Raw genomic sequence first — 16,113 nt, 5'->3', positions numbered from 1 at the left:
GTCCTAATTATATACAACTAGGATAAAACTTCTCTTATTCAACTTCTTCCAACATGATCTCTGGATATTGGGAAGAACGTGATCCTTCTATGGCCATCGTCCTCTCCCCTTTGACCGTATAGACAAATGATATTTTAGCTTGATCTGTACTGTTCTTATTGGCTCTATGCAGCAGTAAAGAATGGAAGATGATCACATCGCCTTTTTTGAGTGGGGTAGAGACTTTTTTCGCTATCAGTTCGGCATTCTCTTGCGTATCTTCCCTAAAATACTCTTTTACATCAAACTGTTCAGGCTTGAATTGCATCAAATGGCTTCCAGGTATGAATTCAAGCACACCATTCTCACTGTACTCATCATCCAAAGCCAGCCATACACTCACCAGATTATTATCTGAATAACGCCAATACCTTCTGTCCTGATGCCAAGCTGTTGCTCTGCTGTAATGAGGCATTTTTGTCATGATAGAGTTATGATGGGCGGTCGTGATGACCACTCTGTCATCCAGTATCTGCTGTAAAACAGGACGGATATCGACATCTTCCATCCACTCTTTGAAAAGAATATCTCTCTCATACACCTGCCGTAACCTGCGGACGATCATATGCGTTTCATTGGATCCACTGCTGTAATCCACCACCTCGGTACGATACTCTTTGGATCTCTCATCATACCCTATCTCTGTTTCAATCGGTTCAATTTTATGTTCTAAATGTGCTTTGGCGACATCCAGTATCGCGTCACATTTTTCTTGGGGTAAAAAATTTCGTAAGACAATAAAACCATTTTGATGAAATTGTTGAAGCTGCACATCGGAGAGTCTCATATAGGTGCCTTTAAAGTATCATTGAGCAGATTATAGCGTAACATTCTCTATAAATTCTACCTCATCATACCGAATGATCAGTGCATCGATACTAAATGCACTGTCAATGTTTTTTGTTTTCATATAGTAATGTGCAGAGTTGATGATCTTTCGGAGTTTAGAAGGTGTCACATTATAGACAGGATCAAACTCTGTTTTTCCGCTCTTCACGTCTATAAAATGCAAGCTATCATTACAACTGGCGATGATATCTATCTCACCAAGTTTTCTTGCGAAATAATTACGCTCCAAGATCATGAAACCTTTCTGTTCTAAAAAACGTGTGGCCAAGGTCTCGCTCTGATTACCGAATTTTTTAGGGTCTTCTCTTGTCATGTTATAAAACCTTATCACTTGTTCGTCTGTGTTGCTTTAAATTTGATGATTAAGTATAGACCAAAAGAAAAAAGGGAAGAGAAAAGTATGTCATATTGACATTCTTTTAGCAGAACTTTCTTGTTCTTACTCTCTGTAGGTGAAGTGAGAAAAGGTATAAAGTCCAAAAATGAGATACAAAAAATAACTCTATTGGTAGAAAAAAGACAAATCAGATAAAATTTATCCTATTTAAAGCTATCTTTGATATAAGAGTGAATAAACAACATACTAAAGGACATAATCATGACAAACAATGAAGTAACGTCTCAAAAAGAAGATAAAGCGTATGCTACCATATCCTTCACGGATACGGTAGCATTTAACTATACCTTACCCGGTGATAAAGAACCACAAACCATAGAACATGAGCTAACCTTCATTTGGGAAGATACGATCGATAAGTTTATAGAAGAACATGGTACCGACAAACCTTACAAAGTACATACCTTTAAACGGGAAAGAGAACAAAAATTTTTCATAGAACAGATAGAAGGCAGAACGGATGACCTCATAGACGAGGTACAAGAAGAAATAGCCAACAAAATGAAGTTTGGCTTTGACTTTAGTGGACAACTACATAATGACGACTAAATAAAAATTGTAGTGTACACTACAATTATGGATTGCTTATTTGTTGTGTGCATCCTCATCAAGACGATGGAGATGAGTTAAAACCTTATAAAGTTCTCTATTTTATAAGGTTTTGATAACTTCATTATTTTGTACACTTTACATAGTTGGTTAATACATCTTCCCATGCTTTGTCAGAATCAAAATTATTAACCAAAGCACTTTTTGACTGCTCCTCTAAAAAAGCACCCATACCATGCTGAATCATATAATTTGGATAATAGGCTGGTTTGCCTAATTCTTTTAATGCACTGCATATTGTATTTAGCTCACCATTGACTCTTTTTAGTGCTAATTGAAACTCATTCGTATCAGTTTCATTTAAATTGCCTAAATAATTCATTCGTAAAACAGGAATTGCTTGATGTGCAGTCTGGTCTTTGACTCTATGTGCATCGAAACGCCCATATGCCAATGCAGCAAAATAGAGTTCACCGGCTTTTTGATAATCTGATTTCTCTAGACACTTTGCAATACCAACAAAAATATCTGCAGGAGTGTTTGTATTACTAAGTTCTTTTACTTCAATACAATTAGTTGGGTATTTTGATTCTAAATTTCCTTTTGTCTCAATCTTATAAATTTCTGCATTTACAGTAACAATGCATAGTGTAGTAAATACGAATAAGAATTTTTTCATGTGTCATGCTCTCCTAAAGTTTTTATTGTAACTGTCATATTTCAGCGTAGAAATATAAATGACTTAGAGAACTTCAACACTTTTATTTAATGCAGGAAGCCACTCTATTGATATAAAAGGTTTACCATCCTTTTCTTTACACGTTTCTAAAGGTTTTATCGTCATTCTAGTTGCTTTATGACTATGTATGTTGCGTTTCTTGATTTCAACATCATACATATCATCTTCATAGACGGCATTCATGGAATATATGTAGTTACTCTTTGGTGTAACATATGCACCTAATGTTATATTTTGTGATCCGGACAATAATGACACTGTCTTAAAATTAATTCGAAGATAATAGTGTTTATTATTCATAAGTGCAAACTTGTTTATCCCGTTCTGGAGTTTCACTTCCCCTTTCATCTTCTGATTACACGGTCCATCCAATTCATACACTTCTAAATATGTACTACTGTCAGCCTTGACATTCACGGTAAGATTTTTCTTGCCCTGCTGCTGATAAGCTCCTGGTGAAGAAGAGCAGCCATTCAGCAGTAGTACTACACTAGTGAGGGTATAAAATAATAATTTACGTAACATAATTATGGTGCAATATTTGGGCATGATCTAGATCCAGTTTTTGCCCAATTCTTTATAGCGTTAACAATATCTTCTTGAACCCCCATTAACATTGATCCGCGATAAATATCAACTTGTGTTTTATTACCTTTATTATGTAAATCTACAACTGCAATAAAATAACCATCTTTGAAAGCCTCACCATAAATAGCAGATGTCATACCTGATTGTAGACTATCTGAATCACCTTTTACTTCTAAAGTTGATAATGTACGGCCTCTTTTAAACTTTGTTTTATAGTACATGGTGTCCGTACTTGTTTGCATGTAGTATCCATTATGTGTTGTACTTGTATGTTTAAATGCTTTATTTAGACATTTATTTGAATTCCTTTGAAGTAAACTAGCAACTTTATAATATGGACGATTAACAACAAAGCTATCTTTTTTGGTACTGAACATACCACTGCCTACTGAATCACGAACCTCTTGAGGAGTAGTCGGTGATGATGAACTTGCACATCCACTAAAGATACCTGTTAGTAATAGAGCACTGGAGATTATTATAATTTTTTTCATTAAACATCCTAAATTTTGAAGTTTAAGATTGTATCAAGGTTAAGATTTAATTAAGCTTCTATATATCCTAATTTTATATAATAACTTATATTAATATATAAAGAGGGAGAAGAGTACATGAAGTATTTTGGAGTAATTTTTACATTCATTATGTTGTTTTCAAATCAACTGATGGCTGAAAATGAGACAAATTTAACGGCAGAGCAAGAGCAAGAGCAATATATTACTGAAGCTAACAAAATTTTGGATTCACTGAATCCTCAACAAGGTGAGATAAAATTACCTAATGGTGTGGCAACACTACAAGTGCCAGAAAACTTTTATTATCTTAGTCCGGAAGATACAGAAACTGTGTTGGTAAAAATATGGGGGAACCCTCCTGGAGGAGAAAAAACACTGGGTATGATTTTCCCTACCGGGGTAACACCGTATGACAATACCGCTTGGGGTGTGACAGTTGAATATGTGGAAGATGGTTATGTCTCTGATGAGGATGCCGATAAAATAAATTATGATGAACTTCTCTCTGACATGAAAGAGAGTACTGCTAATGCGAGTCAAGAACGTATAAAACAAGGGTATGATGCCATTAGCTTGATTGGATGGGCTGCTAAACCATACTACGATGAAAAAACACATAAGCTGCATTGGGCGAAAGAGATCAAGTTCGGTTCACAAGAGATCAATACGCTCAATTACAATATTCGAGTGTTAGGACGAAAAGGTGTTTTGGTCTTAAACTTTATTGCAGGTATGGATCAGTTGGATATGATAAATTCTAAAATTGATACAGTCTTGAAAATAGCAGACTTCAATGAGGGTTCACGCTATGCAGATTTCAACCCTGATATCGATACGGTCGCAGCATATGGAATTGGTGCATTAGTTGCTGGTAAGGTTGCAGCAAAGGTCGGTATTTTAGCAACAATATTACTGTTTTTGAAAAAATTATGGATTTTCCTTCTTATCGGTGCTGGTGCTTTTGTGAAGAAACTCTTTAGTCGTAAGAAAAATGATGAAATTATAGAAGAAACAGTAGTAAATGAGAATATAGATAAAGATGATACTGAGATTAAACAATAATTAGGATTCTTATGGCGTATATCTTAGATCAGAATAAAAAAAGACATAACAGATAAATAGCCTATATAAGCTATGCGGTACAAATATAGAGAAACTTAACATGGGGAGAACATGAAAGATAAAGATAATTTAAAAGGCTTGGGTGGATGGTTGATACTGGTTGGTATTGGGGTTGTAGTTGCCCCCATCAGATTAATATATGAATACGGTCCAATGTACTATTCTATCTTTACAGATGGATCATTTGAGGTATTGACAACTCCGGGTACAGAAGCTTACAATTCACTCTGGGGTCCACTACTGATCGGTGAAGCACTTGGTAATACATTTTTAGTGCTTGCATCTATCTATCTTGTTTATCTATTTTTTACTAAACATTATCTATTCCCTAAGATTTATATTGCCATTATTCTATTCTCTCTTGTCTTTATCACTTTGGATGCATGGGTCGGTTCACTTGTTATTACGGATGAACCTATGTTTGATCCAGCAACAACTAAAGAGTTCACACGAAGTTTAGTAGGAGCAGTAATATGGATTCCGTATATGCTTGTTTCTAAAAGAGTAAAAGCAACATTCATCGAGCATAAGCCTGAAAAAATACTTTGAGTGTTATAAAGATCTTTCTGAGATATGTTTAAAAGAGTATATAGATGAATATTGAATTAGCAAAAAAGATAGGCAGAAGAAAATCACTAAAATCTGCAACTATAGGTGTAATTCTTATCTATATTATATTTGTTATAGGGGCAGATAAGGAAGGCTTCATATATTCTCTTGTGTGGGTTTTTACAGATCAATATAGAATTAATATTTTAATAGGTATTTTAATATTTTACTTCTTTGCCTATATTGTTGGAGGGAAAGCAGGATATGAAATTTTAATAGAAAAGAAACGTTGGTATAAACTCATTGGAGTCAAATATGCAATGATTGTACTGTTGATAACAGCATTCTTATTTGGATGGACTGGATATTTTCAGGAAGGATTATCTGTACCTGAAATTTTTTCAGATGCATCACCTGAATTTATTGAAGCGTATAAAGCACAGCAAGAACCATTTTATGATTATGTGTTTAAATCATTCTTTTGGATAACACTTGCAGGAAGCATTCCTGCTGTTATTGTAGGTATGTTATTTGGAAGATCAATCAAAAAATCATTATAAATCTATTTCAGGTTTTGAGTAGTTAGAAATAATAAGGTTACAATGAAATATTTAGTATATATAGTTTTATTTTATAGTTCATATGCACCGGCTTTAGAAAGTATATGCTATGGCAGTACATCAAATGGTAGACTGGAAAATGGCGTACAACTTCCAAGTAAAGGGAATAACTTCGTAAGTTACAGTAAAACAGCAGAGATATTAGGCAGAACATATGTGCATTCAAAAGTAAAGGAGATTATATTAGCCTCATATAAATCTCTAGAAACAGAAATGCCTACAAAAGTTTATAAATATGCCGAAACAGGTTTTAAAGAAGGAGGTAAATTCTCTCCTCATAAAACACATCAAAATGGTTTATCAGTAGACTTCATGGTTCCTGTAGTGAACAATAAAGGTAAATCAGAACATCTGCCTACACACATATTCAATAAGTTTGGATATGCCATAGAGTTTGATAAAAAAGGTCACTACAAAGCGTACAGTATTGATTATGAAGCTATGGGAGCACATATTGTTAGCCTACATAAAAGTGTAAAAGAGAGAGGTGCAAAGATATGGAGAGTAATCTTTGATCCGGAACTACAACCTTACCTTTTTCGAACCAAATATGGAAAATATCTTAAAACACATATCAATTTCTCCAAGAAAAGATCTTGGGTAAGGCATGATGAACATTATCATGTTGATTTTATAGTGAAATGTCTTAAGTAGTAAATCATATGGAAACAAAGAAATTACGTATATACTTGACATATATTACAGTATCACTGTATTTATTTTTACTGCTTCCCACGTTTTACGTGGTAACCCATACATCAATTAATAATGAACAACAAAAGTCAGTTTTAAACTCAAACCACTATATGCATTCCCACAAACATCGTGGGAACGAAGAAAAAACACAACGACAAATAGAAAGACTGTCTCAAAGGTATAAAGAAGTAAAAGGGCAAATTAAAAAAAGAATCTTAACAACATATACTACGTATAGTTTTCCCACAACTCTATTTGGTCCACACATAATTTGTAGTATTCTTTTGTTTTGTTTTAAATAAATCTTCTTCAAAATTATTTTTTTCATAAAATATATTCAAACTTTTGCTAATTGATAGCAATGTTATAGTATTAAATTCTTTTTTTAAACAGTTTATTAAATATGTCCCCAAACCACTCTTCTGATAATATGCATCTATTGATATTTGATTTATATAAATCTTTTTTAAAAATTCGTCTTTTATCTTATAGTCTATAAATCCAACTCTATCGATATCTATATATAAATCCAATCTACTATTATTTTTAGTTTGATGTTTATACGCTGTTGTTATATTCTTTGGGTTTTTATTTTCATTAATTATGTTAAATGACTTCTGCTTTGTTGTATTGATATCTATTGTAATAGGGGCTTCCTTAGGGTGAGCACATCCGTTATGGATAAAAGTGCATCGTGAAAAAAGCCTAACAAAAATCTGTTTAATGTTAATTTGAGTAGATCTAAGCTTTAAATATGGTTATAGAATTTTTAAAGGATTATAAAAACGAAGTCAAATACAGATCGAATATTTGAAATTACATTCAGTATATCATAATAATAAGTATTAATGATAAAAAGGACATGACTGCATCAAAAGTTTCGAAATAATGTGATAGGAAATTAAAACCTTATAAAATGTTCTATATAAGGAAGTTTTATAATAAAATTGTTAAAAAAATATAATGGAGTCAAAGAAGAATAGGCGAGTCTCTAAGGTCGCAAATCACGACCTCAAAATCTAACCCAAAACCCTCTACGCACTTACAGGAATAATGTCGACCTGAATCGATTTAAATGCAGCTGTCATGATCAGTTCATCACTCTTATCACCGAAAATCTTATTGAGTTTTGAATCCACATGGTGAAACGTGGTATAGAGTGTTTTAGGACGTACTTTATCTGTGAATTTTACCTTTAATGGATTTGTTTGACCATACTCGGTTTTGAGGATCACCCTCTCCGTTGGGAAATCTGCACTATCGCTTTCATGTACTAAAAGAATATCCTCTGTATGTTTTTTCATGAGGTTCTCTGTATATTTGGTTTGCGCGGAGTTATTATAGTGGGCCATGATTCTTCCAGTCGTCAAGTGGTAGCCCTTAAGTGCTTTATTTAGAATCTCTTCGATCATCCCTGAGAGTTTATACCCATGGTATCTGAATGCTCCGATACCATCTTTGGTTCTAAAATCTTCTCTATGCAGTACCGGTGTACCACCCTCTTCAGTGATCGGCCAGGAAATTCCCTGCTTTTCATTGGCTCTAAGCATCTCATAAGAGGCACCACTGAATCTATTTGTTGCAGTTTTTCTCACATCATTCCAGATATCTTCAGAGGTTTCAAAACCGAACTCCCCTCCCATTTTCTCATCAAGAAGTTTGATCACTTCCCAGTCATCCGGAAGATCAGAGTGTACCAGTGGCGTTGAGAGGTGGACTTTTCTCATGGCATTGATATAGATACCTGTTTTTTCATAGGCTGATTTAACACCCACTACGATGTCTGCACGTTCTGCAATATCTGTCATGAACAGCTCTTGTACAAAGATAAGCTCGAGGTTTTCAAATGCTTTTGTGATCTTATTGATATTCGGATGAATATGCGTGAGATCTTCACCGATATTCAACACACCTTTAATGGTTCCGTCAAGCATGCCATCCACCAACTGAGGTGTCATAAGTCCCACCTCTTTTGGTGCAGTGTAGTCCGGTGCATAGTAAGGAAGCATACCCATATCACAGGCACCTTGTACGTTCGTTTGACCTCTTAAAGGCATTACACCCGCACCATCTTTACCGATGTTCCCGGTCATCAGTGCCAAATGGACGATAGCCATGACCGCGTAAGAGCCATCGACATGTTCAGTGATCCCAAGTCCCCATAAAATAAGAGATTTCTTCGTTGCATACTCACGGGCGATCTCCGGGAGCATATCTGCCAGATACTCATACCCTTCCACTTCTCTGAAAAATTCAGGATTCGCATAAGGATCATTTAAAATGTTCTCTTTAAAGTGTTCAAAGTTCTTTGTTCTGTTCTTGATAAAATCTTTATGGTACAGCTCTTCAGTGATGATCGTATATGCCAACATATTGAGTACAAGCAGATTCGCTTCATGTGGTGTGACTGCTTTATATTTTGAGAATTTATGCAATTTGATCTCACGTACATCAAAACATGCGATAGGTGTACCCTTTTGTGCCGCTTTGATCATACGGTTACCGACAATCGGGTGTGCTTCAGTCGTATTGGAACCCATTACGATCATAAATTCTGTTTTGTAAATATCATCAAACGGGTTACTTGCAGCCCCCTCACCGATGGTCAGTCTCATTCCCTTGAGTGATGGAGAGTGACAGACTCTGGCACAGTTGTCTACGTGTGGAGAGTTCAGTGTATAACGCGTGAACTTTTGGAAATAGTAAGCTGATTCGCATGAAGTTCTAGCCCCTCCAAGCGAACAGACAGATTTTTCACCATATTGTGATTGAATATCTTTGAGCTTCATTGCCCCTGCAGTGGTAGCAGCATCCAGATCAGTCTCATACCAGGTATCATCAAGATCAGTAAGCGAACTGGAAATCGCTTCTTTAATCTCAGGGTTCTTCTCTAAAAAGCTTTTGCGGATACGTGGCGTTCTTAATCTCTCTTTTGCATCAACAAAGTCATATCCATGTGTCCCTTTAATACAAAGTTTTCCTTCAGATGTAGCGCCATCCGGATGTGCAAAAATCTTCTTGATTTTATTCTCTTTTGTGTCAACCTCAGCTGCAATATCACAACCCACACCACAATACGCACAAACACTGTCTATTATTTCACAATTGTTATCAGCTTTTTTTGTCATCATGTACCCTTTTGTACTTAAATAGGAGTAATTTTATCCTATTTTAATTAAAATTATGTTTTTTTAAGTAAGTGTTGTTACTATCTGCCAAATTATATCAAAAAAGGACACTAATATTTACATTTAGTGTAGAGTACAGATATATATGATCCCTGTAATTCAAACATTAAGGAAAATTCAATGACTACACAAGTTAAAAACCGCTGGTTCATGGCCCTGGCTGCGATGGCAATTCACATATCTATAGGCTCTGTCTATGCATGGAGCGTCTATGTAAAACCTATACAGTCCACCATGAACTGGACACTGACGGATGTCACTATCACTTTTTCTATCGCTATCTTCTTCTTGGGTCTCTCTGCCGCACTTATGGGTAAATTCGTAGAGCGTAAAGGACCAAGGGTTGCTGCGACACTTGCAGCTGTTCTATTTGGTCTGGGGACTGTTGGTTCCGGTCTGGCTATCCACCTGGAGTCAAAACTGCTGCTTTACGTTACCTATGGTATTTTAGGAGGAGCTGGACTTGGTATAGGGTACATTTCTCCTGTTTCTATGCTTGTCAAATGGTTCCCGGACAGACGGGGTATGGCAACGGGACTTGCTATCATGGGCTTTGGTTTTGCCTCTGCCATCTCAGGGCCTGCCATAAAAGTCCTGATCGATTCTGTAGGTGTCTCTTCAACTTTTTATATTTTGGGTTCTATCTACTTCATTGTAATGTTTACTGCAGCACAATATCTTGCCAATCCTCCAGAAGGATATATGCCTGCACATTTCACTGCTGCCATCAATGCAGGGAAAAAGAAGCTCAAAGAGGACCTGGTAAACATTACACGTGATGAAGCCGTCAAAACTGCCAGATTTTACGGACTTTGGATCATGCTTTTCATCAATGTGACCTGCGGTATCGCGATCATCTCTGTCGCTTCTCCGCTCTTACAGGAAGTCATAGGTATCTCTGCTTTGGCTGCCGCCTCAGCCGTAGGACTTATGGGTATATTCAACGGTGCAGGTAGAATTGCATGGGCAAGTATCTCGGATTACTTGACAAGACCTGTCGTCTTTATCCTTTTCTTTATCACGCAGATCATTGCATTTTATATGCTTACTACCGTGACAAGTATACTGCTCTTCCAGATCCTCCTTTACTATATCATGACCTGTTACGGCGGTGCATTTGCTTCTGTTCCTGCCTACATCGGTGATATATTCGGTACGAAAGAGCTTGGTGCTATTCATGGGTATATTCTTACTGCCTGGGCGTTAGCCGGTCTTGTAGGTCCTATCATCATCGCCTATGTCAAAGACACAACGGGGAGTTATACGGGTACCTTGTATGTCTTTGTCGCTCTTTTCGTTGTGGCTCTCATTACCTCACTGCTCATGCTTGTAAACATCAAAAAAATAAAAAATAAGCAGATAATGGCATAGTTTTCTATACTTAATTGAGCCCTATAAAGATAAATAAGAGTAAAATTCTCTTATTTATCCTAAAATTAAAGTTTGTATTAATCTTACTCTGTTATTATCACGAAAAATTAAAACCAAAGGATGACTATGTCAACTATAAATATAGCCCAAGAATGTGGATGCTTCAGAAGAAGTGAATTAGAAAACAATGTTACGTTTGATAACAAAGATGATGCGATGATGAAAGCACAAGATATGGTAAGCCATATGAATGAAAAGTTCTGTGGTAAACATGGATTTGAACTTAGAGAAAGTGGTGATAACTTTAGCATCACTATGAAAGTACCTCAAGCAGCTGCTTCAGGTGGATGCTGTGGTGGAGGGCACTGTTCATAAGAACAGTTCTTCCAATCAATAATGTCGTGGCGAACGCCCTCGTAAGCGAAGCGATTCGAGAGCCACGACGATTTTTTGCTTCGTTTGTTCTAAAAAAATGAAGAGAGAAACAATGCCTCGATCAAGCAAAGAGGCAATCATATAAAATTAACAAAACGTTAAACTATTATTTAAAATTCCCAAACACCAACGGTGCTTTAAGCTCAAGCTTTTTCACTTCAGAAATTACAGCCTGAAGATCATCTATCTTCTTCCCCGATACACGTACTTCATCACCCTGTATAGATGGTGTGACCTTTATCTTCATATCTTTGATCGCTTTAACGATCTTTTTGGCTTCATCTTTATCGATCGTGTCAACGATACGGTAGATCACTTTTGTATTACCGCCGGATATGCCTTCAGTTTTCACCTCTTCAAGTGACTTTCCTGCGATACCTCTTTTGATCAGTTTGGAGATCAGTATATCTTTGAGTGCATCTATCTTGGAGTCTGTAGAAGAGCTGAGACTCAAGGTCTTACCCGCTTCATTGAGGTTGATCTCGGCTACCAATCCTTTAAAATCAAAACGTGTAGCCACCTCTTTTTGGGCCATGACGACCGCATTCTTTAGCTCCATCATGTCCAGTTTTGCTGATATATCAAAATAGTGGTCTTTTGCCATCGCAGCTCCTTTACTTCTCGATCCTCATCATAGCGATCTTACCATGTACCACATCCAGTTTTTCTAAAGCGATCATGGCATCTTGCATTTTACTCTCTCTGCAGGTATGTGTTGTAAAAAGCAGTTTGGCTATCTCATCATTTTTAGTAGGCTTTTGAAGCATTGCTTCTATAGAAATATCAAATTTTCCAAGCGTTGAAGTGATCGCTGCAAGCACACCACTTTTGTCATCCACTTCCAGTCTTAGGTAGTACTGGGTCACAATATCCTCTTTAGGCAGAAGCTTAAGCCCACTCTCTAAACCTTTTTTATATCCGAGCATAGGCCCCTGGTTACCACGTACGATATCAACAATATCTGCTATGACTGCAGAAGCAGTAGCATCACCGCCAGCACCAGGTCCGTAGTACATGGTTTCACCTACACGGTCACCTACCACAGTGACTGCATTCATCACACCGTCCACTTTGGCGATCATAGACTCTTGCGGTATCATGGTTGCATGCACTCTAAGCTCTACCCCCTGACCCACTTTTTTGGCGATACCAAGCAGCTTGATCTCATAACCGAACTCTTTTGCAAAAGAGACATCTGTTTGCGTGATATTCTCTATACCTTCAATGAGGATATCTTCAGGTTTTGCATCCAACCCATAGGCGATACTTGCCAAAATGAGCAGTTTGTGCGAAGCATCAAACCCACCCACATCAAACGTAGGATCAGCCTCTGCATACCCCAGTTCTTGAGACTCTTTCAGGATCTCATCATACTGTGCACCTTCATTGATCATTTTGGTAAGCATATAGTTACATGTACCGTTCATGATCCCCTGAATAGACTCTATATGGTTTGCTGAAAGCCCGTTACGCAATGCCCCGATGATAGGTATACCACCAGCGGTACTTGCTTCATACATCAAAGGGATGTCACCGGCTATCTCTTGCAGTTCATAACGATGGTACGCAAGCAGTGCTTTATTCGCAGTCACAACGGCTTTACCGTTCTCAAGCGCTTTTTTAACGAGTCTGTAAGGCTCATCCACACCGCCCATCAACTCTATCACGATGTCGATCTCTGGATCATCAACCACATCATATGGATTATCACTTAGTGTAATGCTTACCCCTCTATCTTTCGAAAGATTTTTCACCACACCCGATTTTACAACGATCTTTTCTCCGGCTCTGGCTTCGATGATGTCACCGTTCTCTTCAAGTATCCTTGCAACACTTGCACCGACAGTACCTACACCTAAGATTCCTACTTTAACCATTCTTTTTCGCCTCTTCCAGTTCTTTGAGGAACTTCTTGATATTTCTCGCAGCTTGACGGATACGGTTTTCATTTTCTATCAGTGCGATACGTACATATTCATCCCCGTATTTACCAAATCCTATACCAGGACTTACAGCAACTCCTGCATGAAGAAGAAGTTGTTTTGAAAACTCTAAAGAACCCATCTCTCTTGCTACTTCAGGTATCTTACCCCAGATGAACATGGATGCACTTGGTTTTGCCAATGGCCAGCCTGCATTGGTAAATGCTTCTATCATCACATCACGTCTTTTCTCATAACGAGGAATGATCTGCTCATCAGGGATATATCCATGCTCATCGAGTGCTACTGTCGCAGCCACTTGGATCGGGGTGAACATTCCATAATCTAACCATGATTTGATACTCTGGAGTGCCCCTATAAGCTTTTTATTTCCTACGATGAAACCTACTCTCCAACCTGCCATATTATAAGACTTTGAAAGTGTATACGACTCAACAGCCACATCTTTTGCACCCTCCACACTCATAATCGATGGTGTCGTGTATCCATCAAATGTGATATCTGCATACGCAATATCTGAAATAATATAAAAACGTTTCCTTTTCGCCAGTGCAACCAGTCTCTCGTAAAACTGTGGTGTCACTGTCGCTGTCGTTGGATTGTGTGGGAAGTTCACCACCAAGAATTTTGCCTGAGGTACGGAATTGTCCAGTGACTCTTCTACATCTGCCAAAAATCTGTCTTCATCTACCTCAAATGTGTTTTCATCAAAAATAAGCTGCATCTTCTCAACATTGGCTCCAGCCAAAATAAATGCCTGAGAGTGAATAGGATAAGTAGGGTCTGGGACAATAGCAACATCACCCGGGTTGGAAATCGCTTGTACAAGATGCACATATCCTTCTTTACTCCCCATTGTGGCAACGATCTCTGTATCAGGGTCGAGATCTGCATTGTACTTACGCTTATACCACTTGCTCATTGCCAAACGAAGTTTATAAATCCCTTTACTTGCACTATACCCATGTGTTTTTGGTTTTTGAGCCGTTTCACATAGTTTATCGATGATAGGTTGTGGCGTAGAAGCATCAGGGTTTCCCATAGAAAAATCTATGATATCCACCCCTTTTCTTCTGAGGTCCATTTTAATCTCATTGATCTCTGCAAAAAGATACTTTGGCAACCGGTTTATTTTTTCAAATTGAATTTCATCAAACATGCTTTACTCACTTTACATTTTTTTTCATTTTTATCATTAGTCCCATCCAGACAGTACTAAAATTGGCTTACAGGTTCAGTCGAAACATTTCCTTCTTCCACCATGGCTTTACCACTCTCTATATGCTCTTTAGGAACAACATCTTCTACTGTTTCTTCTACTACTCTGTTTGTATCCATATTGCTGACAACCACATTGGCAATACTGAGATCTTCTATGCTCATCTCTTCTTTATTTTCTTCATTATCCATGACAGTATTTTCTATCTTTTGTTCATCGATAAAGGGGATGAGCCCACTCAAATGGTTTTTATCGAACTGTGTAAAAAAATACCAAGAAGCATACGCCAAAAGAGCCAAGACAAGAAATAAAAACAATTTTGATTTCCCTTTTTTCTCTTCATCCATAGGATGCACTACAGTAAAACCTTTCTCTTCTTTTTCATTCGAGTAATAGGCCAATGCTTCTTCTTTTAACTGACTTAGATCTGCTTTATACTCTCGTTCTAGAATAGAGATAAAACCTAAGGCTTTGATCTTTTTTATTGCATCAAAATTTGCAGCCAAAAGATTTTCAAGATTCTCTTCAGATATCTTTGTCTTTTGACTGATACTTTTTATCGTATTTTCTTCAAGTATCTCATTTAATTGCATAACCCATCCTATGTATTAAAATCGCTGCGGCTGCACTCACATTCAATGAGTCAAATGCATGTTTCATCTCTATCGATACCCTATGATCCAGTTTAGCTATGACCTTCTTGGAAAGTCCTTTGCCTTCACTCCCCAACACAAGTACACGTTTGGTGTCAAATGTCATCTCTTGTACATTTTCTCCATCCATCGAGGCACCATAGAAAGTAAATCCAAGTTGCTGAAGTTCATTAAATGTATCTAAAATATTTGCTGAGATCATAAAGGGCATATCCAGCATAGCACCGGAACTTGTACGTGCAATGGCAGCAAAATTAAGCTGCTTGACCCCTGCCGAAATTACAGCATCCGCACCGAGTGCATAAGCAGACCTTACAATGGCCCCTATATTCCCCACATCTGTTAAACCATCCAGTACAACAATAAAATCATTTTTTTTGATCTCTGTCAGAGTGCTTTGTTCAAATGCTTCCATCTCAACCAGTATTCCCTGGTGATTTCCGCCCTTACTCATAGATTGGGCCCACTTCTCTTCTAAAAACTTAATACTATTATGGTATTTATGGAACAGCTCTTTAGGAAGTATTCCCTTCTTAGCAACATAGACAGTTTTTATTTTCTCCGAATGCTGCTCCAGAGCATGCAAACAGACTTGTTTTCCATATATAATCATAAAAATGATAACCTTTTTATCCTAGTTA

At 37.2% G+C, this 16,113-nt stretch carries 19 protein-coding genes; 7 read left to right on the top strand and 12 right to left on the bottom strand.

The annotated features are described in order from the left end of the window. Window positions 1-34: 34 nt before the first annotated feature. Window positions 35-826: a phytanoyl-CoA dioxygenase family protein gene (locus PF327_RS06480; protein ID WP_289401797.1), complete on the bottom strand. Its 792-nt coding sequence runs from the start codon at window positions 824-826 to the stop codon at window positions 35-37. Window positions 827-856: 30 nt separating this feature from the next. Next, window positions 857-1,201, bottom strand: coding sequence for a YraN family protein (locus tag PF327_RS06475; protein ID WP_289401796.1), 345 nt, complete (start codon window positions 1,199-1,201; stop codon window positions 857-859). A gap of 285 nt (window positions 1,202-1,486) precedes the next feature. Between PF327_RS06475 and PF327_RS06470 the strand changes: the two genes are divergently transcribed. Beyond that, window positions 1,487-1,834 carry a hypothetical protein gene (locus PF327_RS06470; RefSeq protein ID WP_008245582.1) on the top strand — a complete coding sequence of 116 codons (348 nt, stop codon included), beginning with the start codon at window positions 1,487-1,489 and terminating at the stop codon, window positions 1,832-1,834. 124 nt (window positions 1,835-1,958) lie between these two features. On the opposite strand, the gene PF327_RS06465 is transcribed toward PF327_RS06470, so the two are convergent. The 3 genes from PF327_RS06465 to PF327_RS06455 form a co-directional block, all read right to left on the bottom strand. Further along, a complete protein-coding gene (locus PF327_RS06465; protein ID WP_008245583.1) occupies window positions 1,959-2,513 on the bottom strand; it encodes a hypothetical protein in 555 nt (184 codons plus the stop codon). Between the two features lie 63 nt (window positions 2,514-2,576). Further along, complete coding sequence (locus tag PF327_RS06460) at window positions 2,577-3,098, bottom strand: hypothetical protein (RefSeq protein WP_155993873.1); 522 nt, start codon at window positions 3,096-3,098, stop codon at window positions 2,577-2,579. A gap of 2 nt (window positions 3,099-3,100) precedes the next feature. Continuing rightward, window positions 3,101-3,655 carry a hypothetical protein gene (locus PF327_RS06455; protein WP_008245587.1) on the bottom strand — a complete coding sequence of 185 codons (555 nt, stop codon included), beginning with the start codon at window positions 3,653-3,655 and terminating at the stop codon, window positions 3,101-3,103. Between the two features lie 117 nt (window positions 3,656-3,772). Here PF327_RS06455 and PF327_RS06450 point away from each other — a divergent pair, with 117 nt between their 5' ends. From PF327_RS06450 to PF327_RS06435, 4 genes are all read left to right on the top strand, one after another. Beyond that, window positions 3,773-4,738 carry a DUF2167 domain-containing protein gene (locus tag PF327_RS06450; RefSeq protein ID WP_289401794.1) on the top strand — a complete coding sequence of 322 codons (966 nt, stop codon included), beginning with the start codon at window positions 3,773-3,775 and terminating at the stop codon, window positions 4,736-4,738. Window positions 4,739-4,849: 111 nt separating this feature from the next. Further along, complete coding sequence (locus PF327_RS06445; RefSeq protein WP_008245590.1) at window positions 4,850-5,347, top strand: DUF2569 domain-containing protein; 498 nt, start codon at window positions 4,850-4,852, stop codon at window positions 5,345-5,347. A gap of 44 nt (window positions 5,348-5,391) precedes the next feature. Continuing rightward, the gene (locus tag PF327_RS06440; RefSeq protein WP_289401793.1) at window positions 5,392-5,907 is read left to right on the top strand and encodes a hypothetical protein; all 516 of its coding nucleotides are present in this window, start codon (window positions 5,392-5,394) and stop codon (window positions 5,905-5,907) included. 42 nt (window positions 5,908-5,949) lie between these two features. Further along, entirely contained in the window at window positions 5,950-6,621 is a 672-nt protein-coding gene (locus PF327_RS06435; protein WP_008245592.1) for a penicillin-insensitive murein endopeptidase, read from the top strand. A gap of 293 nt (window positions 6,622-6,914) precedes the next feature. Here PF327_RS06435 and PF327_RS11450 read toward each other — a convergent pair whose 3' ends face one another. Together PF327_RS11450 and PF327_RS06430 are read right to left on the bottom strand one after the other, a co-directional pair. Then, complete coding sequence (locus PF327_RS11450; protein ID WP_008245593.1) at window positions 6,915-7,196, bottom strand: GNAT family N-acetyltransferase; 282 nt, start codon at window positions 7,194-7,196, stop codon at window positions 6,915-6,917. Window positions 7,197-7,697: 501 nt separating this feature from the next. Further along, a complete protein-coding gene (locus PF327_RS06430) occupies window positions 7,698-9,791 on the bottom strand; it encodes a molybdopterin oxidoreductase family protein (RefSeq protein WP_289401792.1) in 2,094 nt (697 codons plus the stop codon). 180 nt (window positions 9,792-9,971) lie between these two features. Between PF327_RS06430 and PF327_RS06425 the strand changes: the two genes are divergently transcribed. Both PF327_RS06425 and PF327_RS06420 read left to right on the top strand, forming a co-directional pair. After that, on the top strand, window positions 9,972-11,222 hold the full coding sequence (locus tag PF327_RS06425) for an L-lactate MFS transporter (protein ID WP_289401791.1): 1,251 nt from the start codon (window positions 9,972-9,974) through the stop codon (window positions 11,220-11,222). 126 nt (window positions 11,223-11,348) lie between these two features. Next, entirely contained in the window at window positions 11,349-11,597 is a 249-nt protein-coding gene (locus PF327_RS06420; protein WP_289401790.1) for a hypothetical protein, read from the top strand. A 166-nt stretch (window positions 11,598-11,763) separates the two neighbouring features. Here PF327_RS06420 and PF327_RS06415 read toward each other — a convergent pair whose 3' ends face one another. The 5 genes from PF327_RS06415 to rlmB are packed head-to-tail and all read right to left on the bottom strand — an operon-like array spanning window position 11,764 to window position 16,085. Further along, window positions 11,764-12,261, bottom strand: coding sequence for a YajQ family cyclic di-GMP-binding protein (locus PF327_RS06415; protein ID WP_289401789.1), 498 nt, complete (start codon window positions 12,259-12,261; stop codon window positions 11,764-11,766). 10 nt (window positions 12,262-12,271) lie between these two features. Continuing rightward, window positions 12,272-13,534: a homoserine dehydrogenase gene (locus tag PF327_RS06410; RefSeq protein ID WP_289401788.1), complete on the bottom strand. Its 1,263-nt coding sequence runs from the start codon at window positions 13,532-13,534 to the stop codon at window positions 12,272-12,274. Next, entirely contained in the window at window positions 13,527-14,759 is a 1,233-nt protein-coding gene (locus tag PF327_RS06405; RefSeq protein WP_289401787.1) for an LL-diaminopimelate aminotransferase, read from the bottom strand. Before PF327_RS06405 ends, PF327_RS06410 begins: the two co-directional genes overlap by 8 nt. A 56-nt stretch (window positions 14,760-14,815) precedes the next feature. Then, window positions 14,816-15,412 (bottom strand): hypothetical protein, encoded by a 597-nt coding sequence (locus tag PF327_RS06400; protein WP_289401785.1) that lies wholly within the window; start codon window positions 15,410-15,412, stop codon window positions 14,816-14,818. Continuing rightward, entirely contained in the window at window positions 15,399-16,085 is a 687-nt protein-coding gene (gene rlmB / locus PF327_RS06395; RefSeq protein ID WP_289401784.1) for a 23S rRNA (guanosine(2251)-2'-O)-methyltransferase RlmB, read from the bottom strand. Before rlmB ends, PF327_RS06400 begins: the two co-directional genes overlap by 14 nt. Between the last annotated feature and the right edge of the window lie 28 nt (window positions 16,086-16,113).

The organism is Sulfurovum xiamenensis, from assembly GCF_030347995.1.
GTDB classification, from domain to species: Bacteria; Campylobacterota; Campylobacteria; order Campylobacterales; family Sulfurovaceae; genus Sulfurovum; species Sulfurovum xiamenensis.
Note: the sequence above shows the minus strand (reverse complement) of the source record. Positions and strands in the feature narration are given on the sequence as shown.